Genomic DNA, 19,722 nt, shown 5'->3' on the forward strand with positions numbered 1-19,722 from the left:
GTCACTTGGCGCCGTTTTCTGACGTTGATTCAGAAGATGAAGGCGCCGCTCGCGGCGGTCATGCGCCGCCGATCCTGACTCAAGGTTACCGCATCGCGGTTAACGGTTCCTCACTACCGCAACGGGAGACGGCCATGGCCGCGCAGAAGGGCAAGGACCTGCTTTTGAAGATCCATGATGGCTCGGCCTATGTGACGGTCGCCGGACTGCGCTCGCGGCAGATCGCCTTCAACACCGAGACCGTCGACGTCACCCATGCCGAGAGCGCCGGGCGCTGGCGCGAATTGCTGGCCGGGGCGGGGGTGAAGCGCGCCGCGATCTCCGGCTCCGGGGTGTTCAAGGACGCCGCCTCGGACGCGCTGATCCGCCAGAGCTTCTTCGACGGCGCGGTGCAGAACGCCCAGCTGCTCGTACCGGATTTCGGCACGCTGACCGGGCCGTTCCAGATCTCCTCGCTGGAGATCGCCGCCGAGCACGACCGCGAGGTGACGTTCGACATCGCGCTGGAAAGCGCGGGCGAACTCACCTTCGCGGCGCTGTGAGGGGCCGGCCGATGGGCAGCTTCGCGGTCAACCGGCATCGCGGCGAGATCGCCGCCGAACTCGATGGCCGCCCGCGCCGGCTGGTGCTCACCCTCGGCGCGCTCGCCGAGCTGGAGAGCGCCTTCGGTGCCGGCGACCTGGTGGCGTTGGCCGAGCGCTTCGGCGCCGGGCGGCTGTCGGCCGGCGATGCCATGCGCGTCATCGCCGCCGGGCTGAACGGCGCCGGCGAGGCGGTCGGCGTCGAGGATGTGGCGCGGATGACCACGCCGGGCGGGGCGACCGGCTTTGCCCGCATCGTCGGTGAGCTGATCGCCGCCAACTTCGGCCAGATACCGGAAGCCGGGCGGCCCGAGGAACGACCGGCGGCGTGCGCGACCGGCGCGGCGGAGACGGCGCCGGACCCTCGCGTGCCGCGGCGGGACTGAACGCTCCCGACCCGTCGCGGCCTGTCGCGGCCTTCCCCTGGGCGGAGGCGATGGCGTTCGGCTTCGGCCGGCTGCGCCTTGCCGCCCGCGACTTCTGGGCGCTGACCCCGCGCGAGCTTGCCGCCGCCATGCGCGCCTTCATCGGGCCGGAGCGCGCGCCGCTCGACCGCGCCGGCCTCGCCACGCTGATGGCGCGGTTTCCCGACCGTAGCTGATCCGAACCCGACCGATCCCACGGAGCCGACATGACCGAGGATGACAGCCTGGCGGTGGAAAGCCTCACCGTCGAGATATCGGCCGACACCAGCTCCTTCCGCCGCGAATTGTCCGACGCCGAGCGGCTCGCGCGCGGCTTCGGTCGGTCGGTGGGCGATGCGCTGACCGGCGCGGTGGTGAAGGGCAAGGAGGCCGACGACGTGATCCGCGCCCTCGGGCTGCGGCTCTCCTCGCTGGCGCTCGACATGGCGCTGAAGCCGGTGGAGCAGAGCTTCGCCAGCCTGGTGCAGGGCCTGTTCGGCGGCGCGCTGGGCTTCGCGAAAGGCGGCGCCTTCGAGGGCGGCCGGGTGGTGCCTTTCGCCTCAGGCGGCGTGGTGGCGAGCCCGAGCTATTTCCCGCTCGCCGGCGGCCGCACCGGGCTGATGGGCGAGGCGGGCGCCGAGGCGATCCTGCCGCTGCGGCGCGGCGCCGACGGACGGCTCGGCGTCGCCGCCGGCGGCGGCGGGCGGGCGGTGAACGTGACCGTCAACGTCTCGACGCCGGATACCGGCTCGTTCCGCCGCTCGGAAGCCTATCTCGCCGGGCTGGTGAGCCGGGCGGTCGCGCGCGGCGAGCGCAGCGGGTGAGGTTTTGTCCGCCGGTCCCCGGCCTGTCCAATGCGCATGAACGGCTGATCCGAAAGGGTGCTGCATGGCTGCCTTCCACGAAGTGCTGTTCCCGCTCGACATCGCGCTCGGCGCGGCGGGCGGGCCGGAGCGGGCGACGGAGATCGTTACCACGCTGACCGGCCGCGAGGAGCGCAACACCCGTCTCGCCCATTCGCGCCGGCGCTGGGATGCCGGCTACGGCGTCACCTCGCTGCTCCAGCTGGCGCATGTGGTCGCCTTCTTCGAGGAGCGGCGCGGCCGGCTTTACGGCTTTCGCTGGCGCGACCGGCTCGACCACTCCTCCGCCGCGCCGGGCGCCGTGCCGGGGCCGCTCGATCAGGCGATCGGCGCCGGGACGGGCGCGCAGGCGCAGTTCCAGCTCGCCAAGACCTATGGCGGCGTGCATGCGCCCTATGAGCGGCCGATCGCCAAGCCGGTCGCCGGCACGGTGCGGGTGGCGGTGGACGGCGCCGAGCGGGCCGAGGGGGTGCACTACGCGCTCGACGCCACGCTCGGCACGATCACCTTCTTCGCCGGCGAGGTGCCGGGGCCGGGGGCGACGGTGACGGCGGGCTTCCTGTTCGACGTGCCGGTGCGCTTCGACACCGACTTCCTGGAGGTGAACCTCACCGCCTTCGAGGCCGGGCAGATCCCGCGCATTCCGCTGTTGGAGATCCGGCCATGAGGACGCTGCCTGCCGATTTCGCCGCCGCGCTGGCCTCCGGCGCCACCACGCTGGCACGCTGCTGGCGGATCACCCGTCGCGACGGCGCGGTGCTGGGGCTCACCGAGCACGACCGCGACCTTGCCGTCGACGGCACGACGTTCCATGCCGCCGCCGGCGTGGCGGGCAGCGAGACGCCGGCGGCGCTCGGCTTCGCCGCCAATGCCGGCGAGCTCAACGGCGCGCTCGCCGCCGACCAGCTCGACGAGCGCGACCTCGCCGCCGGGCTCTATGACGGGGCCGACGTGGAGTTGCTGTTGGTCGACTGGTCGAACCCGGCGAGCTCCATACGCTTGCGGCGCGCGCGCCTCGGCGAGGTGCGGCGCGAGGGCGGGGTATTCGTCGCCGAGCTGCGGGCGCTGGCCGATGCGCTCGGCCAGGTGCGCGGGCGGCTGTTCACCCGTGGCTGCGACGCCGATCTCGGCGATGCGCGTTGCCGGGTCGACCTCGCCGCGCCGGCGTTTCGCGGCAGCGGGACGGTGCTGACGGTGGCGGGCGCCGGGCTGTTCGTCGCCGGCGGACTCGACGGCTTCGCTGCCGGCTGGTTCACGCAGGGGCGGCTCGTCTTCACCGGCGGCGCCAATGCGGGCTTCGCCACCGAGGTGAAGGCGCATGACGCCCTCGCCGGCACGGTGCGCCTCGATCTGTGGCAGCGCCCGCCGGAGCCGCTCGGCGTCGGCGACGCCTTCACGGTCACCGCCGGCTGCGACAAGCGCTTCGCCACCTGCGGCGCCCGCTTCGCCAATACGGCGAATTTCCGCGGCATGCCGCACATGCCGGGCAATGACGCGGTGCTGCGCATTGCCCGGCCGGGGGCGAGCTGAGATGGGCGGCGAGGCTTTACGAGAGCGGATCGTCGCGGAGGCGCGCGCGTGGATCGGCACGCCCTATCTGCACCGCGCCTCGCTGAAGGGCGAGGGCGCCGACTGCCTCGGGCTGGTGCGCGGGGTGTGGCGGGCGACGATCGGCGCCGAGCCGGAAAGGCTGCCGGCCTACACGCCGGACTGGGCGGAGGCGACGCTGGCCGAGCAACTGGCCGGCGCCGGCATCCGGCATCTGGTGCCGGTGGCTCCGGAGGCGGCGCGGCCGGGCGACGTGCTGCTGTTCCGCTGGCGGGCGCATCTGCCGGCCAAGCATGCGGCGATCCTCGTCGCGCCCGAGCGCATGGTGCACGCCCATGACGGGGCGGCGGTGGCGGAGGTCGCCTTCGCGCCCTGGTGGCGGCGGCGCCACGCCTATGCCTTCGCCTTTCCGGGGGCGTGAACCCTTTCCGATCATCCGCGAAACGGATTCCCATCCATGGCCACTCTTCTTCTCGGCGGCGCCGGCGCGGCGCTGGGCGGCTCGCTGTTCGGGCCGCTCGGCGCCATTGCGGGGCGGGCCGTCGGCGCGCTCGGCGGGGCGGTGATCGACCGCGCGCTGCTCACCTCCGGCAAGAGCGTCGAGGGGCCGCGCCTCGCCGATCTCGACGTCATGACCTCGGTGGACGGGGCGCCGATGCCGCGGCTCTATGGCCGCGCGCGGCTCTCCGCCCAGCTGATCTGGGCGAGCGAGGTCGAGGAGGTGGTGTCGACCGAGACCAGCTCGGCCGGCGGCAAGGGTGCCTCGCTGAGCGGCGGCACGACGACCACCACGACCTATTCCTACTATGCAAGCTTCGCGGTCGGCCTGTGCGAGGGGCCGGCGACGTGGATCGGCCGCATCTGGGCCGACGGGCGCGAGCTGGACCTGCAGGGGCTGAACCTGCGCAGCTATCTCGGCGGCGAGGGGCAGACGCCCGACCCGCTGATCGCCGCGCTGGAGGGCGAGGGCGCGCCGGCCTATCGCGGGCTGACCTATCTGGTCTTCGAGCGGCTGCCGCTCGCCGATTTCGGCAACCGGCTGCCGCAGCTCTCCGTCGAGGTGGAGCGGGCGGTGGGCGCGCTGGAGCCGCGCCTCAAGGCGGTGACGATGATCCCCGCCGCCACCGAGTTCGGCTACGACACCACCGAGCTCAAGCGGGTCGAGAGCGCCGGCTCCTATGCGGCGGAGAACCGCCATGTGAGCGTGGCCGACACCGATTTCGAGGCCTCGCTCGACCGGCTGCTGGCCTGCTGCCCGAATCTCGAACGGGTGGCGCTGGTGGTGTCGTGGTTCGGCACCGACCTGCGCGCCGGGCAATGCGAGGTGCATCCCGGCGTCGAGCGGCGCGAGAAGACGGTGAAGGCCGGCAATGCCGCCGAGGCCTGGGGCGTCGCCGGTCGCACGCGGGCGAACGCGCATCTGGTGAGCCAGCATGACGGGCGCCCGGCCTATGGCGGCACCCCTTCCGACCGCAGCGTGGCGCGCGCCATCCAGGCGTTGAAGGCGCGCGGGCTGAAGGTGACGCTCTACCCGTTCATCATGATGGACGTGCCGTCCGGCAGCGGCCTGCCCGACCCGTGGAGCGGCGCGACGAGCCAGCCGCCCTATCCCTGGCGCGGGCGCATCACCTGCGATCCTGCTCCGGGCCAGCCGGGCTCGCCCGACGCGACGCCGACCGCCGGTGCGCAGGTGGCGGCGCTTTTCGGCACCGCCACGGCGGCGCAATTCGCCGTCTCCGGCGGGCAGGTGGTGTATTCCGGCCCGGCGGAGTGGGGCCTCCGGCGCATGGCGTTGCACTATGCCCGGCTGAGCGTGCTGGCCGGCGGCGTCGAGGCGATCCTGATCGGCTCGGAAATGGCGGCGCTGACGCGGGTGCGCTCGGCTTCCGGCGTCTACCCGGCGGCGAACGCCTATGCCGCGCTCGCCGCCGAGGTGAAGGCGACGGTGGGCGCGGGCACTCTGGTCTCCTATGCCGCCGACTGGACGGAATATGGCGCGCATGCGCTCGATGGCGGTGCGGAACTGCGCTTTCCGCTCGATCCGCTCTGGGCCTCGCCGGCGATCGACTTCATCGGCATCGACTGGTACGCGCCGCTCGCCGACTGGCGCGACGGCGACGCCCATCTCGACGCCGCGCAGTTCGAGAGCGGCTACGACACCGACTATCTCGCCGGCAATGTCGCCGGCGGCGAGGGCTTCGACTGGTACTATGCCGACGAGACGGCACGGGTCAGCCAGACCCGCCTGCCGATCACCGACGGCGCTTATGGCGAGCCCTGGGTGTTCCGCCAGAAGGACATCGCCGCCTGGTGGGGCAATGCGCATCACGAGCGGGCGGGCGGGGTGCGGTCCGCCGCTCCGACCGCCTATGTGCCGGGTGCCAAGCCGGTGCGGCTCACCGAGATCGGCTGCGCGGCGGTCGATAAGGGGGCGAACCGGCCGAGCGTGTTCCCGGATCCGAAATCAGTGGAGAACGGCCTGCCGCCCTTCTCCAGCGGCCGGCGCGACGACCTGATCCAGCGCCGGCATCTCGAAGGTTCGCTCGACGCGCTGGCGACCGATGCCGTCAATCCTCCGGCCGCCGGCCTGCCGGGTGGGCGGATGATCGACCCGGCTGGCGTTTACGCCTGGACCTGGGATGCGCGACCTTTTCCGGCGTTTCCGCTCGCCACCGACGTCTGGGCGGACGGAGCGAACTGGGCGACCGGCCACTGGCTGACCGGCCGTCTGGGCGCGGCACCACTGGCGGAGACCTGTGCCGCCATCGCCGCCGATGCCGGCGTGCCCGAACTCGACGCCTCGGGCTTGCGCGGCGTCGTCGACGGTTATGTCGTCGACCGGCCGATGAGCGTGCGCGCCGCGCTGGAGCCGCTCGGCCAGGCGTTCGGCTTCGACCTGATGGAGGCCGGCGAGGGGCTGGCGCTGCGCCCGCGCGGCGGGCGGGTGCGGGCCGAGCTCAGCGACGAGGATTTCCTTACCGGCGACGACGTGCCGGCACCGGATTTCACCCGCGGCTCGGAGGGCGACCTGCCGCTGTCGGTGACCATCGGCTTCGTCGACGCGCTGGCGGATTATCGCCGCTCCACCGGTGCCTCGCGGCGGCTCGCCGGCGCGGCGCGGGCGGAGACCAGCGTCGACCTCGCCATGGCGACGCATGACGGCCTCGCCGCCGGCCTCGCCGAGATGCGGCTGCAGGATGCCTGGGCCGGCCGCGAGAGCGTGCGCTTCGCGCTGGCGCCTTCGCGGCTGGCGCTGGAGCCCGGCGATGTGGTGGGCATGACCCGCGACGGCCGGCGCCGGCTGGTCGAGATCACCGAGATCAGCGACACCGAGGCGCGGGAGGTGAGCGGGCGCAGCATCGATCCCGGCGTGTTCGCGCTGGCGGTGCGCGAGCCGCGCGCGACGCGCATTTCCATGCCCCCGGCCGCCGGGCCTCCGGAAATGGCGGTACTGGCGCTGCCGATGCTGCCTGCCGCGCGCGAGACGGTGCCGACGCTGGCCTGGCTCGCCGGTTTCCAGGCGCCGTGGCCGGGCGCGCTGGCGGTGTGGCGCGGCATTGACGGGGCGAGCTTCGAGCGAGTGGCGACGCTGCCCGCGCCGTCGGTCATGGGGCTTCTGACGGAGCCGCTGGCGCCGGGAACGCCCTGGCTGTGGCAGCGCAGGGCGCGGCTGACGGTCGAGCTTCACGGGGGGCTGCTGGCGGCGGCGAGCGAGGAGGCGGTGCTGAACGGCGCCAATCTCGCCGCGCTGGTGGCGCCGGACGGCGCGGTCGAGGTGATCCAGTTTGCCGAGGCGGAGCTGGTCGGCACCAGGCTGTGGGCGCTCGGCGGCCTGCTGCGCGGCCAGGGCGGTACCGAAGCGCGGGCGGTGGCGGGTTGGCCGGCCGGCACGCTGTTCGTGCGGCTCGACCGCAACCTCGCCGGAGTGGCGGGTGGCACCGAGCTGATCGGCCGGGCGCTCACCCTGCGGGCGGGGCGGGCCGACCGCGACCATGGCGACCCGGCGGTGGCGGAAATTGGCACCAGCGTCTCCGGCCTGGCGCTCACGCCGCTCGCCCCGGTGCATGCGCGGGCGCGGCGCACCGCGGCCGGGGTCGAGATCGGCTGGATCCGTCGCACCCGACAGGAGGGCGACAACTGGGACGTGGTGGAGGTGCCGCTCGGCGAGGCCTCCGAAGCCTATCGGGTCGAGATCCTCGACGGCGCCGCCACGGTGCGGACGTTGGAGGTCGCGGCCCCGGCCTGCCTCTACGAGACGGCGGCCGAGATCGCCGATTTCGGCGCCGCCCGGAGCTTTCTCGACCTGCGCATCGCGCAGCTCTCCGCCAGCGTCGGGGCGGGCACGCCGCTCCTTGCGCGGCTCGCCACCTGACGCCCGCCGGCCCCATCGCCGCAACCGCACGAGACAATCATGAGCGAGACGACCCCGTCGCTCGCGCTGCCGCTGCTCGCGGCGGCGCAGGCGCAGAAGCACGTGACCCATAACGAGGCCCTGCTGCTGCTCGACGCCGCCGTGCAGCTGGCGGTGCTCGACCGCACGCGCACCATGCCGCCTTCCGCGCCGCTCGCCGGCGACCGACATATCGTCGCCGATGGCGCGGGCGGCGACTGGGCCGGGCAGTCCGGCGCGGTGGCGCTGCATGACGGCACCGGCTGGCGGTTCCTGTTCCCGCGGCCCGGCTGGCGGGCGCAGGTCGTCGCCGAGGGGCGCAGCGTCGGCTTCGACGGCACCGCCTGGCGCGACGCGCTGGCGACCTCGCTCTCCGGCGCCGGGGTGGGGTTGCGGGTGGAGGAGGTCGAGGTCGATCTCGTCGGCGCCTCGGTGACCACCGGACTGGCGATCCCCGACCGGGCGATCTGCCTCGCGGTGGCCAGCCGCACTCTGGTGGCCGTCACCGGCGCGAGCGCCTATCGCGTCGGCACCGCCGGCGAGCCGGGCAAATTCGGCGACGGGCTCGGGACGGCGGTGGGCGCGACCAATATCGGCGTGATCGGGCCGCAGGCCTTCTATGCCGACACCCCGGTGGTGGTGACCGCCATCGGCGGCGCCTTCACCGGCGGGCGGCTGCGCCTCGCCCTCACCACGCTCGCCTTCACCGTTCCGGACGGACCCTCCGGCGAAATCCCCGCCGGCCGCCTGCTGCTCGCCGGGCTCGACCCCGCGAGTGGGCGCGGCCCGCTTTCCGGCCGGCTGCCGGACGATTCCCATTCCCTCCTCTCAGGAAAGACCAGCTGATGTCGGGCGAAATCGAACTCGCGCCGCAGCGCGCGCTGACCCATCTCGTCGGCCATGACGGCGATGGCTATTACGGCCGCCATTCGCTTGCCGGCCTGCGCGCCCTGCTGGGCGTGGTGCCGGCCAATGTCGCCGATTTTCCGCTGCGCGGCGGCGGGGAGTATTACGGACAGGTCGGCACCAATTGCCGGATCTCTACCGCGCAGGCGACCGACGGCATCAGTACCTTCTCCAAATGCTGTCACACGCTGCGCGCCGATGTCAGCGAACTCGCGGTGCGCATGCCGAACTGGATGGCCGACCGCAACCGCGACAAATACGAGACGCCGCTGCAATCCCAGGCGACCTATTCGATGTCGCTGGAATATCCGAGCGGCACGCTGACCAACCTCACCTTCAATGGCGGCTCGCAGGGGCTCGCCGACATGGGCGGCGAGGTCTGCTCGGACTTCATCCCGGTCAGCCAGCTGACGGGCGGCGCCCTGACGGTGCTGCCGGCCGGGACGAGGATCTGGACCCGGATCGCGGTGTTCGCCGCCACGGGCTATCCGCACGCCATCTTCGGGCAGAATGCGCTGGCCTCGGAAGGCAACACCGCCTCGACCAGCCGGGTGACCGACCTGACCCGACGTTTCGGCAGCCCCGACCCCAGCCCGCGCACGGTCGGCGTCTGGCCCATCGGCATTATCGCCCGCACCACCCATGGCGGTGTGCTCGGCATCGGCGATTCCATCGTCCAGGGCACCGGCGACAGCTATGCGTCCCCGGACGGCGACACCGACGGCAACGGCTTTGGGCTGATCGGCCGCGCGGTGAGCACGACCCGCGCCTACATCAATTGCGGCATGGCGGGCGAGGCGCTGGAGACCATCATCAATTCCTACGACCGCCGGCTTTCTCTGGCGCGCTACGTGAAGAACATCATCTTCGAGCACGGGGTGAACGGAAGCTCGTTCGTCGATGAGGCGAACCGGGTCCGCACCCAGACCCAGATGATCGCGCTCTGGACACTCGGTGCCCGCTACAAGCGGCAGGGCGCCCGGCTATTCCAGACCACCATCACCCCCTCGACCACCAGCACCGACAGCTTCGCGACCACCGCGAACCAGGCGCTGCAAACCGGCTTCACCGCCGGCCAGCGGGAGATCCTGAACGACTGGCTGCGCGACGGGGCTCCGATCGTCGGCGCCGCGCCGGTCGCGACGGGCACGAGCGGCGCCCTGTATGCGGGCGACGGCTCGCACCCGCTTCACGCCGTGTTCGACGTCGCCGACGCTGCCGAGAGCAGCCGCAACAGCGGCAAGTGGAAGGTGAACGGCGCCGCCAACTGGTTCACCGCCGACGGACTTCACCCGACGCGGGCCGGCAACCTCGCCATCGCCGCGGCCGGCGCAATCAACACCGCTCAGTTCGCCTGACGCGCCCCGTCGCCGCATTGCCGTCGCCGCATCGGGGCGGCGTACCCAACATCGGAACAACGGAGAACGCCATGCCGCGCAGCGTGAACGAGGCCGGCCTCGCCCTCATCAAGCAGTGGGAGGGCCGCCGGCTGACGGCCTACAAGGACCCGGTGGGGGTCTGGACCATCGGCTACGGCCATACCGCCGCCGCCGGGCCGCCGGCGGTGAAGCGCGGCCAGAAGATCAGTGAGGCGCAGGCCGAGGCGCTGCTGCGCGCCGACCTCGCGCAATATGAGGCGGCCGTCGAGGCGGCGGTGACGGTGCCGCTGACCGACAACCAGTTCGCGGCGCTGGTCTCGTTCTGCTTCAATGTCGGGCCGGGGAATTTTCGCGGCTCGACGCTGCTGAAGAAGCTGAACGCCGGCGACCGCAGCGCCGTGCCGGGCGAGCTTGCCAAATGGAACAGGGCGGGTGGCAAGGTGCTGGCCGGCCTCGCCAATCGCCGCGCCGCTGAGGCCGGGCTGTGGGCGAAGGGCGAGTTCGTCGCCTCCAACTATGTCGAGCCGGTCGCCGGTATCGCGGCGGTCGCCGGGGCCGACGGCAAGGGCACGCTCGCGGCGGCGCTCGGTACGGTCGGTGCGGCGGCGGCGGAGGCGGCGCGGCAGCTCTCGCCCTTCGCCGAGGCGTCGCAAATCGCCCGGCAGGCCTTCGTCGCGCTGACCGTGCTCGGCGTCGCCCTCGCGCTGTACGGCGTGCTGCGGCGCGCCCGGAACGCGGCGGGGCTCGCCTGATCGCGCTCGCCTGACAAGCCGATGCCGCAATGGCATGCTCCCTGGCGAAGGCCGCGCGACCGGCAACGGCGCGCGGCGATTCGTCGTGTGAAAGGGCCTGCCCGTGCGTCTGCTCGTCGTCGAAGACGATCCCGATCTCAACCGCCAGCTCACCGAGGCGCTGACCGATGCCGGCTACGCCGTCGACCGCGCGCATGACGGCGAGGAAGGCCACTTTCTCGGCGACAGCGAGCCCTATGACGCGGTGGTGCTCGACATCGGCCTGCCGAAGCTGGACGGGCTGTCGGTGCTGGAGGCCTGGCGGCGCGACGGCAAGAAGATGCCGGTGCTGGTGCTCACCGCTCGCGACCGCTGGAGCGACAAGGTGCAGGGCTTCGACGCCGGCGCCGACGACTACGTGGCCAAGCCCTTCCACATGGAGGAGGTGCTCGCCCGCATCCGCGCGCTGCTGCGCCGTGCGGCCGGCCATGCCGCCAGCGAGCTGACCTGCGGCCCGGTGATGCTCGACACTCGCTCCGGCCGGGTGACGGTCGATGGGCGAGCGGTGAAGCTGACCTCGCACGAATACCGGCTGCTCGCCTATCTGATGCATCATGTCGGGCGGGTGGTCTCCCGCACCGAGCTGGTCGAGCATCTCTACGACCAGGATTTCGACCGCGATTCCAACACCATTGAGGTGTTCGTCGGCCGGCTGCGCAAGAAGCTCGGCATCGACGTCATCCAGACCGTGCGCGGGCTCGGCTACCTGCTCGCCATGCCGGACCCGCCGCGCTGATGCGCTCGCGCTCGCTGGCGCTCCGGCTGTTCGTCTCCGCCACGCTGGTGATCGTGGCGGTGCTGGCCGTGACCGGCTTCGTGCTGTCCACCGCCTACCGGCAGGCGGTGGAGCGCGCCTTCGACCGGCGGCTCGACGTCTATCTCAAGACCATCGTCGCCGACGTCGCCAATTCCACCGCCGGCCAGATGCCCGAGCCGACGACGCTGGGCGACCCGATATTCTCGTTCCCGCTCTCCGGCTGGTACTGGCAGATCGTGCGGCTCGACCGCACCGCCAAGGAGGTGAAGACCTCCCGCTCGCTGCCCGAGGGCACGCTGCCCATCCTCGTGGAGAAGGGCACGGACACCGACCTGACCGGCCTGCGCGAGGACTACGCCAAAGGGCCGGCCGACCAGCGGCTGCGGGTCGTCGAGCGGGTGGTCGATCTCGGCGAGGACGGGCGCTACGCCATCGCGGTTGCCGCCGACGCCAGCGAGATCGACGACGAGGTGGAGGGCTTCGACACCGCCCTGACCGTCACCCTCGCCGTGCTCGGCCTGGTGTTCCTGATGACGGTGGCGTTTCAGGTGCTGTTCGGGCTCAGGCCGCTGAAGCGCATGCTGGCCGCGCTCGCCGCCGTGCGCGAGGGGCGCGCCGAGCGGCTTGAGGGCGACTATCCCATCGAGGTCGCGCCGCTCGCCACCGAGGTCAATGCGCTCATCGACACCAATCGCGAGATCGTCGAGCGCGCGCGCACCCATGTCGGCAACCTCGCCCATGCGTTGAAGACGCCGATCTCGGTGCTGCAGAACGAGGCCGGCCGGGCGCTGGCCGGCACGACCGATTCGCCGCTCGCCGCCAAGGTGCAGGAGCAGGCCGAGGTGATGAAGGGGCAGGTGGCGCATCATCTCGAGCGCGCCCGCATCGCCGCCCGCGCCAAGGTCGTCACCACGGTGGAGGAGGTCGGGCCGGTGGTGGAGAAGCTCACCGCCTCGCTCGGCAAGGTCTATCGCGGCCGCGGCATCGACGTGGAGACCGAGATCGAAGGGGCGGCGCGCTTCCGCGGCGAGCGGCAGGATCTCGAGGAGATCGTCGGCAATCTCGTCGACAATGGCTGCAAATGGGCGCGCACCCTGGTCGAGGTGAACGTCCGGCCGGCGGCCGACACGCCGGGGCAGCGGGCGGCCTTCGAGATCACCATCGACGATGACGGGCCCGGCCTCACCGAGGCGCAGCGCGGCGAAGCGATGAAGCGTGGGCGCCGGCTCGACGAGACGACGCCGGGCTCGGGCCTCGGCCTGTCCATCGTCTCCGAGCTGGTCGGACTCTATGGTGGATCTCTCGCGCTCGACCGCTCCCCTTTCGGTGGGCTACGCTGCGTGGTGCGGTTGCCGGCCGCGTGAGGCACGAGCGTCGCGGTTTCGCCCGAATCCTCCCGCTTTCTGCGCCGCACCGTTAGGTCTGGGGTTATTCGGAAGGGATTCTTGATGCGCGCTACCCACTTCGTCGCTGTTGCGCTGATCGGCGTGACGCTTGCCGGCTGCACCGCCACGCAGGAAAATCCGAACATGGTCGGCGGCGCGGCGACGGGTGCGCTGGCCGGCGGCGTGATCGGCGCCATCGCCGGGCGCAATGTCGCAGGCGCGGCCATCGGCGCGCTGGCCGGCGGCCTGATCGGCGGTGCCATCGGCAGCGCGCTCGACGAGCAGGACCGCCAGCGCGCCCAGCAGGCCGAGATGCAGGCGCTGGAATATGGCAATCCGGGTGCTCCGGTGAGCTGGCGCGGCGACAACGGCAATTACGGCACCATCGTGCCCGGCCCGACCTATGCCCGTGGCGGTTCGCCGCGCTGCCGCGAATTCACCCACACCATCTATATCGACGGCCAGCCGCAGACCGCGCGCGGCACCGCCTGCCGCAATCCGGACGGCACCTGGTCGCCGGTGGCGGGCTGAGCCCTGTCGCTTCCGGGCAGCAAGCCTGTGCATCAAACCGCCCGCCGGCTTGTGCCGGCGGGCGGTTTTCGTTTGTCCGCAGCCTCACAGTCGCGTGAGAATGGGCCGATTTCTCGCGTGACTGTGAGGCTGCGGCGATCGGACCGAGGCTGTTACGGATTGGCGGCGACCGCCGCGTCGGCTACCTGAGCGCATTAGAGGAAGACTAATGTTGCTTTGGCTGGCCATATCCCTGATGACCGGCGCCGCTATCATGGCGGTGCTGTGGCCCTTGCGTCCGCGCGTCGGTGACGGCGTGTCCGACGGACAGGCCGATCTCGCCGTCTATCGCGACCAGCTCGCCGAGATCGATCGCGACCGTGACGCCGGGCTGATCGGCGCGTCCGAGAGCGAGGCGGCGCGCACCGAGGTCGCCCGGCGCATGCTGCGCGTGGCGCAGGCCGATGCCGCCAACAGGATAGCGACCAGCAGTGATCGGCGGCGGCGACTGGCCGCGGCGGTGGCGCTCGTCGGTGTGCCGCTGTTCGCCGGCGGGCTTTATTTTGCGCTCGGTTCGCCGGAGCAGGGCGGCCAGCCGCTGGCGGCGCGGCTCGACGCCCGGCCGGAGCAGGCGGACGTCGCCATTCTGGTGCGGCGGGTCGAGGACCACCTCAACGCCAACCCCGACGATGGCCGCGGCTATGAGGTGATCGCGCCGATCTATATGCGCATCGGCCGCTTCGAAGACGCGGCGCGGGCGTGGGAAAACGCGATAAGGCTGAACGGCTCCGATGCCCGGCGGCAGAACGGGCTCGGCGAGGCGCTGCTGGCGCAGTCCGGCGGCGTCGTCACCGCCGAGGCGAAGGCAGCCTTCCTGGCGGCGCAGGCCGACGATCCCAAAGATCCGAAGGCGCGCTATTTCCTCGGCCTCGCTGCCGAGCAGGACGGCCGGCCGCAGGAGGCGGCGTCGATCTGGTCGGCGCTCGCCGCCGACACCCCCGCCGACGCGCCGTGGCGGCCGATGCTGGACGCGGCGCTGGCACGGGTGGGAGCGCCGACGTCCGGGCCGAGCGCGGCCGATGTCGCCGCCGCCCAGCAGATGAGCGCCGAGGACCGCAACGCCATGGTGCGCGGCATGGTCGACCGGCTGTCGCAGCGCCTCGCCGAGAATGGTGACGATCTCGACGGCTGGCTGCGGCTGATGCGGGCCTGGAACGTGCTCGGCGAGGGCGGCAAGGCCCGTGACGCCGCCGCCAAGGCGCGGGTGCAGTTCGCCGCCGACACGCAGGCGCTCGGCCGCATCGACGCGCTCGCCCGCGAACTCGGGCTGGGGAGTTAACAACATGACCCGCAAGGGGCGCCGCCTCGTCCTCATCTCCTCCGCGCTGGGCGTGCTCGCCATTGCCGCCGGACTGGTGCTGTTCGCGCTCAATGACACTATCGTGTTCTTCCGCTCGCCGAGCGAGATCGCCACGGAGCACACCGCCCCCGGTACGCGGCTGCGCATCGGCGGGCTGGTGAAGGACGGCAGCGTGGTGAAGAGCGACAATGTGCATGTGCGCTTCGCCATCACCGATGGCGGCGCCGAGGTCGAGGTCGCCTATGTCGGCATCCTGCCCGACCTGTTCCGCGAGGGGCAGGGAGTGATCGCGGAAGGTCGGCTGACCGGCCCGATGAGCTTCACCGCCGACAGTGTGCTCGCCAAGCACGATGAGAAATACATGCCGCGCGAAGTGGTCGACGCGCTGAAGAAGCAGGGCGTCTGGCAGGAGGGCGCCAATGGCGCTCCCGGCAAGGCGAGCCAGGGGAGCAGCGTGCAATGAACCCGGAGATCGGCCATTACGCGCTGGTGCTGGCACTCGCCGTCGCCATCCTGCAGACCGTGTTGCCGATCTGGGGCGCGCGCACCAACGATGCCGCGCTGATGCGGGTCGGGCCGTCCCTGGCACTGGCCTTCTGCGGGTTCGTCGCGCTGTCCTTCGCGGTGCTGGTCACCGCCTATGTGAGCTCCGACTTCTCGGTGCTGAACGTCGTCGAGAATTCGCACTCGCTGAAGCCGCTGCTCTACCGGATCACCGGAACCTGGGGCAACCATGAGGGCTCGATGCTGCTCTGGGCGCTGGTGCTGGCGATCTTCGGAGCTACCGTGGCGCTGTTCGGCGGCAATCTGCCCGCGCGGCTGAAGGCGAACGTGTTGGGCGTGCAGGGCTCGATCGGCGTCGCCTTCACCGCCTTCCTGCTGCTGACCTCCAATCCCTTCACCCGGGTGATCCCGGCGCCGGCCGAGGGCCACGACCTCAACCCGGTGCTGCAGGATATCGGCCTCGCCATCCACCCGCCGCTGCTCTATCTCGGCTATGTCGGCTTCTCCGTGACGTTCGCCTTCGCGGTGGCGGCGCTGATCGACGGGCGGATCGACGCCGCCTGGGCGCGTTGGGTGCGCCCCTGGGCGCTGGGCGCCTGGGGGTTCCTCACCCTCGGCATCGCGATGGGCTCCTACTGGGCCTATTACGAGCTCGGCTGGGGCGGCTGGTGGTTCTGGGACCCGGTGGAGAACGCCTCGCTGATGCCCTGGCTTGCCGGCACGGCGCTGATCCACTCCGCCGTGGTGATGGAGAAGCGCGATGCGCTGAAAGTGTGGACGGTGCTGCTGGCCATCCTCGCCTTCTCGCTGTCGCTGCTCGGCACCTTCCTGGTGCGCTCCGGCGTGCTGACTTCGGTGCACGCCTTCGCCACCGACCCGACGCGCGGCGTGTTCATCCTCTGCATATTGGTGATCTTCATCGGCGGCTCGCTGACGCTGTTCGCTGCACGCGCCGGTAGCCTGCGGCAGGGCGGCATCTTCGCGCCGATCTCCCGCGAGGGCGCGCTGGTGCTGAACAACCTGCTGCTCACCGCGGCAGCGGCGGCGGTGTTCGTCGGCACGCTCTATCCGCTGGCGCTGGAGGCGGTGACAGGCGAGAAGATCACCGTCGGGCCGCCCTATTTCAATCTCACCGTCGGCGCGCTGATGTTGCCGGTGACGTTCGCCATGCCGTTCGGGCCGCTGCTGGCCTGGAAGCGCGGCGATCTCGCCGGTGCGGCGCAGCGGCTGATGCTCGCCTTTCTCCTCGGCCTGCTGGCCGCCGGCGTCGCCGCTTATGCGCAGGGCGGCGGGCCGGCGCTGACGCCGATCGGTATCGGCCTTGCCGCCTTCGTGGTGCTCGGCGCGGTGGTGGACATCGCCGAGCGCGCCGGCATCGGCCGGCTACCGGCGGCGACCGCCTTCGCCCGCTTCCGGGGTTTGCCACGTGCAGCGCATGGTGCGGCGCTCGCCCATGCCGGCGTCGGCATCTGCCTGCTCGGCATCGTTGCCGAGACCAGCTGGAACAGCGAGACCATCATCGGTGCCAAGGTCGGCGACCGCTTTCCGGTGGGCGGCTATGAGCTGACGCTCGCGCGCCTCGAGCCGCGCACCGGGCCGAACTACCGCGAACTGGTCGGGGTGTTCGACATCAGCCGCGGCGGGGCGAGCGTCGGCACCATCGAATCCTCCAAGCGCCTGTTCACCGCCCGCAATATGCCGACCACCGAGGCCGGCATCCGCACCTTTGGCTTCAGCCAGCTCTATGTCAGCCTCGGCGACGAACTGCCGGGCGGCGGGCTCGCCATCCGCGCCTATTGGAAGCCGCTGGTGACGCTGATCTGGATCGGCGCGATCATCATGGCGCTGGGCGGGGTGTTCTCGCTGAGTGACCGCCGGCTGCGCGTCGGTGCGCCGAAGCCGGCCCGCAAGGCGGTGCCCGCCGCAAAGCCGGTGGCCGCCGAATGAACCGGATGCGCAGCCTGTTCGTCGGACTGGCGCTGCTCGTCGCGGGGCTGACGCCTCTCCATGCCGTGCAGCCGGACGAGGTATTGTCCGACCCGGCGCAGGAGGCGCGGGCGCGCACGCTCTCGAAAGAGCTGCGTTGCATGGTCTGCCAGAACCAGTCCATCGACGATTCCGACGCGCCGCTTGCCAAGGATCTTCGTCTGCTCGTGCGTGAGCGCATCAGGGCCGGCGACGGCGATCAGGCCGTGCTCGACTTCCTCGTCGCCCGCTATGGCGAGTTCGTGCTGCTGCGACCGAGCTGGCACGGCGCGAACGTGGTGCTGTGGACCGCGCCCTTCCTGATCCTCATCGGCGGCGGGCTGGCGATCTGGCTGCGGGTGCGCCGGCGTGACGCCGCGCCGTCCACCGTTCCGGCGCTGTCAGCCGAAGAAAGGCGGAAGTTTGACGAGCTGATGAGCAAGTCGGACGACAGCATTACAAATGTTTAAGTTCGCCGCCAGTCTGCGTTAAGGCGACGCGCCCTAAGTTCTCGTTCAAGCCTCCTGCGGGAGGCAGCGAAGGTCGATGAACGAGGACTGACACATGTCGCGCAACGCGCTTCCCGAATCCAACAAGACCTCCACCCTGCGCAAGAGCCGCAGCCGGCTGCTCGCCGGTGTGTTCACCCTGGCGCTCGCCGGCGGTGCGGTCGGTGCCTTCGTCGTGCCGGAGGCGGTGACGCCGGCCTTCGCCCAGATCACCACCAACCAGCCGACCAACACTTTCTCCTTCGCCGACATCGTCGAGAAGGTCTCGCCCGCCGTGGTGAGCGTGAAGGTGAAGAAGGACGAGCCGGAGGAGATGGCCTCCAACGACGACGAGCCCGGCGCGCAGAACGTGCCGCCGCAGATCGAGCGCTTCATGCGCCGCTTCGGCTTCGGCCCCGGCGGCCAGGGTGGTCCCGGCCGTGGTCCCGGCCCGCAGGGTCATGGCCGCGTCGTCGGCCAGGGTTCCGGCTTCTTCATCTCCGGCGACGGCTATGTCGTGACCAACAATCACGTGGTCGACGGCGCTTCCGAGGTCGACGTGACCACCACCGACGGCAAGAGCTACACCGCCAAGGTGATCGGTACCGATCCACGCACCGACGTGGCGCTTCTCAAGGTCGACGGCAAGGACAACTTTCCGTGGGTGAAGCTCGCCGGTGCCCCGCCGCGCGTCGGTGACTGGGTGGTCGCTGTCGGCAACCCGTTCGGCCTCGGCGGCACCGTGACCGCCGGCATCGTCTCGGCCCGTGGCCGCGATATCGGCTCCGGCCCCTATGACGACTTCATCCAGATCGACGCACCCATCAACCGCGGCAATTCGGGCGGCCCGACCTTCGGCCTCAATGGCGAGGTCATCGGCGTCAACACCGCCATCGTCTCGCCCTCGGGCGGCAATGTCGGTATCGCCTTCGCGATCCCGTCGGAGACGGTGTCGGAAGTCGTCGACGCCCTCAAGAACGGTGGAACGGTGGCGCGCGGCTATGTCGGCGTCCAGATCCAGCCGGTGAGCGAGGACGTTGCCGAGGCGCTCGGCCTGAAGGAAGCTCAGGGCGCGCTGATCGCCCAGGTCCAGCCCGGCACGCCGGGCGAGAAGGCCGGCCTGAAGGCGGGTGACGTCGTCACCGCCATCGACGGCAAGGACATCAAGGACTCCCGCGAGATGTCGCGCGAGATCGCCAAGCTGAAGCCCGGTACCAGCGTGAAGCTGAGCGTGCTGCGCGACGGCAAGCCGATCACCGTGGCGGTGAATCTCGAGCAGCTGCCGACCGACGTCGCTTCCAACGACCAGAAGGGTGCTGACGAGGAGAAGGCGGACCGTAGCGCACCGCGTCTCGGCCTGTCGCTGGCTCCCGCCAAGGGCGTCGCCGGTGCCGGCGAGCAGGGCGTGGTGGTGACCGAGGTCGACCCGAACGGTCCGGCCGCCGAACGCGGCATCAAGGCGGGCGACGTCATCCTCGACGTCGGCGGCAAGCCGGTCTCCAGCCCGGCCGATGTGCGCGCCGGCCTCGCCGACGCCCGCAAGGACAACCGCAAGGCCGTGCTGATGCGGGTGAAGTCCGAGCAGGTCACGCGCTTCGTCGCCATCTCGCTCGGCAAGCAGAACGGCTGATCCCGGCCGTTTCCGCGAACCGACCGTTCGAAGTCGGTTCCGGCTGCGGTCCGTTCCGTCGCCCCTTGGGTTGCAGCCGGTCCGATGGCGCGGGGGTCCGAAAGGACTCCCGCGCTCTCTTTTGCGGGCAATGCGGGCACCGCTGCGGTGCCTCTGCGATAGGCGGGAGGCTGATTATGCCGTACATCATGTCGAAACCGACTTCCGTCGCCGATTCCCTTCGGCCGCCGGTGCGTCCCGCGGACGCCATCGACGTGTCGA

At 71.3% G+C, this 19,722-nt stretch carries 19 protein-coding genes; all 19 read left to right on the forward strand.

The genetic code is table 11. The features are described 5' to 3' along the window. Window positions 1–134 precede the first annotated feature (134 nt). The 19 genes from KHC28_RS26640 to KHC28_RS26730 all read left to right on the forward strand — a co-directional run bounded on the left by KHC28_RS26640 (window position 135) and on the right by KHC28_RS26730 (window position 19,461). Window positions 135–542 (forward strand): phage major tail protein, TP901-1 family, encoded by a 408-nt coding sequence (locus tag KHC28_RS26640; protein WP_214011385.1) that lies wholly within the window; start codon window positions 135–137, stop codon window positions 540–542. An 11-nt stretch (window positions 543–553) separates the two neighbouring features. After that, window positions 554–967: a gene transfer agent family protein gene (locus KHC28_RS26645; RefSeq protein ID WP_214011386.1), complete on the forward strand. Its 414-nt coding sequence runs from the start codon at window positions 554–556 to the stop codon at window positions 965–967. Continuing rightward, window positions 964–1,182 (forward strand): rcc01693 family protein, encoded by a 219-nt coding sequence (locus tag KHC28_RS26650; RefSeq protein WP_281419190.1) that lies wholly within the window; start codon window positions 964–966, stop codon window positions 1,180–1,182. Before KHC28_RS26645 ends, KHC28_RS26650 begins: the two co-directional genes overlap by 4 nt. Window positions 1,183–1,212: 30 nt before the next feature. Further along, window positions 1,213–1,809, forward strand: coding sequence for a phage tail tape measure protein (locus KHC28_RS26655; protein ID WP_214011388.1), 597 nt, complete (start codon window positions 1,213–1,215; stop codon window positions 1,807–1,809). Window positions 1,810–1,873: 64 nt separating this feature from the next. Beyond that, window positions 1,874–2,515, forward strand: a complete 642-nt coding sequence (locus tag KHC28_RS26660) for a DUF2460 domain-containing protein (protein ID WP_214011389.1) — start codon at window positions 1,874–1,876, stop codon at window positions 2,513–2,515. Continuing rightward, complete coding sequence (locus KHC28_RS26665) at window positions 2,512–3,378, forward strand: phage/gene transfer agent baseplate hub protein (protein WP_214011390.1); 867 nt, start codon at window positions 2,512–2,514, stop codon at window positions 3,376–3,378. The genes KHC28_RS26660 and KHC28_RS26665 overlap by 4 nt, the downstream gene beginning before the upstream one ends. 1 nt (window position 3,379) lies before the next feature. Further along, on the forward strand, window positions 3,380–3,817 hold the full coding sequence (locus KHC28_RS26670) for an NlpC/P60 family protein (RefSeq protein ID WP_214011391.1): 438 nt from the start codon (window positions 3,380–3,382) through the stop codon (window positions 3,815–3,817). Window positions 3,818–3,853: 36 nt separating this feature from the next. Continuing rightward, the gene (locus tag KHC28_RS26675) at window positions 3,854–7,768 is read left to right on the forward strand and encodes a baseplate multidomain protein megatron (protein WP_214011392.1); all 3,915 of its coding nucleotides are present in this window, start codon (window positions 3,854–3,856) and stop codon (window positions 7,766–7,768) included. 39 nt (window positions 7,769–7,807) lie between these two features. Then, window positions 7,808–8,632: a DUF2793 domain-containing protein gene (locus KHC28_RS26680; RefSeq protein WP_214011393.1), complete on the forward strand. Its 825-nt coding sequence runs from the start codon at window positions 7,808–7,810 to the stop codon at window positions 8,630–8,632. After that, window positions 8,632–10,050: an SGNH/GDSL hydrolase family protein gene (locus KHC28_RS26685; protein WP_214011394.1), complete on the forward strand. Its 1,419-nt coding sequence runs from the start codon at window positions 8,632–8,634 to the stop codon at window positions 10,048–10,050. Before KHC28_RS26680 ends, KHC28_RS26685 begins: the two co-directional genes overlap by 1 nt. A 71-nt stretch (window positions 10,051–10,121) precedes the next feature. After that, on the forward strand, window positions 10,122–10,823 hold the full coding sequence (locus KHC28_RS26690) for a lysozyme (RefSeq protein ID WP_214011395.1): 702 nt from the start codon (window positions 10,122–10,124) through the stop codon (window positions 10,821–10,823). A gap of 103 nt (window positions 10,824–10,926) precedes the next feature. After that, window positions 10,927–11,598, forward strand: coding sequence for a response regulator transcription factor (locus KHC28_RS26695; protein ID WP_214011396.1), 672 nt, complete (start codon window positions 10,927–10,929; stop codon window positions 11,596–11,598). Further along, window positions 11,598–12,983: an ATP-binding protein gene (locus tag KHC28_RS26700; RefSeq protein ID WP_214011397.1), complete on the forward strand. Its 1,386-nt coding sequence runs from the start codon at window positions 11,598–11,600 to the stop codon at window positions 12,981–12,983. The genes KHC28_RS26695 and KHC28_RS26700 overlap by 1 nt, the downstream gene beginning before the upstream one ends. Window positions 12,984–13,067: 84 nt before the next feature. Next, complete coding sequence (locus KHC28_RS26705; RefSeq protein WP_214011398.1) at window positions 13,068–13,535, forward strand: RT0821/Lpp0805 family surface protein; 468 nt, start codon at window positions 13,068–13,070, stop codon at window positions 13,533–13,535. A 208-nt stretch (window positions 13,536–13,743) separates the two neighbouring features. After that, a complete protein-coding gene (ccmI, locus tag KHC28_RS26710; protein WP_214011399.1) occupies window positions 13,744–14,853 on the forward strand; it encodes a c-type cytochrome biogenesis protein CcmI in 1,110 nt (369 codons plus the stop codon). A gap of 4 nt (window positions 14,854–14,857) precedes the next feature. Then, on the forward strand, window positions 14,858–15,337 hold the full coding sequence (gene ccmE, locus KHC28_RS26715; protein WP_214011400.1) for a cytochrome c maturation protein CcmE: 480 nt from the start codon (window positions 14,858–14,860) through the stop codon (window positions 15,335–15,337). Then, window positions 15,334–17,325, forward strand: a complete 1,992-nt coding sequence (locus tag KHC28_RS26720) for a heme lyase CcmF/NrfE family subunit (RefSeq protein WP_214011401.1) — start codon at window positions 15,334–15,336, stop codon at window positions 17,323–17,325. The genes ccmE and KHC28_RS26720 overlap by 4 nt, the downstream gene beginning before the upstream one ends. Beyond that, entirely contained in the window at window positions 17,322–17,813 is a 492-nt protein-coding gene (locus KHC28_RS26725; RefSeq protein WP_214011402.1) for a cytochrome c-type biogenesis protein, read from the forward strand. The genes KHC28_RS26720 and KHC28_RS26725 overlap by 4 nt, the downstream gene beginning before the upstream one ends. Window positions 17,814–17,907: 94 nt before the next feature. Beyond that, window positions 17,908–19,461 (forward strand): Do family serine endopeptidase, encoded by a 1,554-nt coding sequence (locus KHC28_RS26730; protein ID WP_214011403.1) that lies wholly within the window; start codon window positions 17,908–17,910, stop codon window positions 19,459–19,461. Window positions 19,462–19,722: the final 261 nt, after the last annotated feature.

Origin of the sequence: Ancylobacter sonchi, assembly GCF_018390695.1 — a bacterium.
In the GTDB taxonomy this organism is placed as follows: domain Bacteria; phylum Pseudomonadota; class Alphaproteobacteria; order Rhizobiales; family Xanthobacteraceae; genus Ancylobacter; species Ancylobacter sonchi.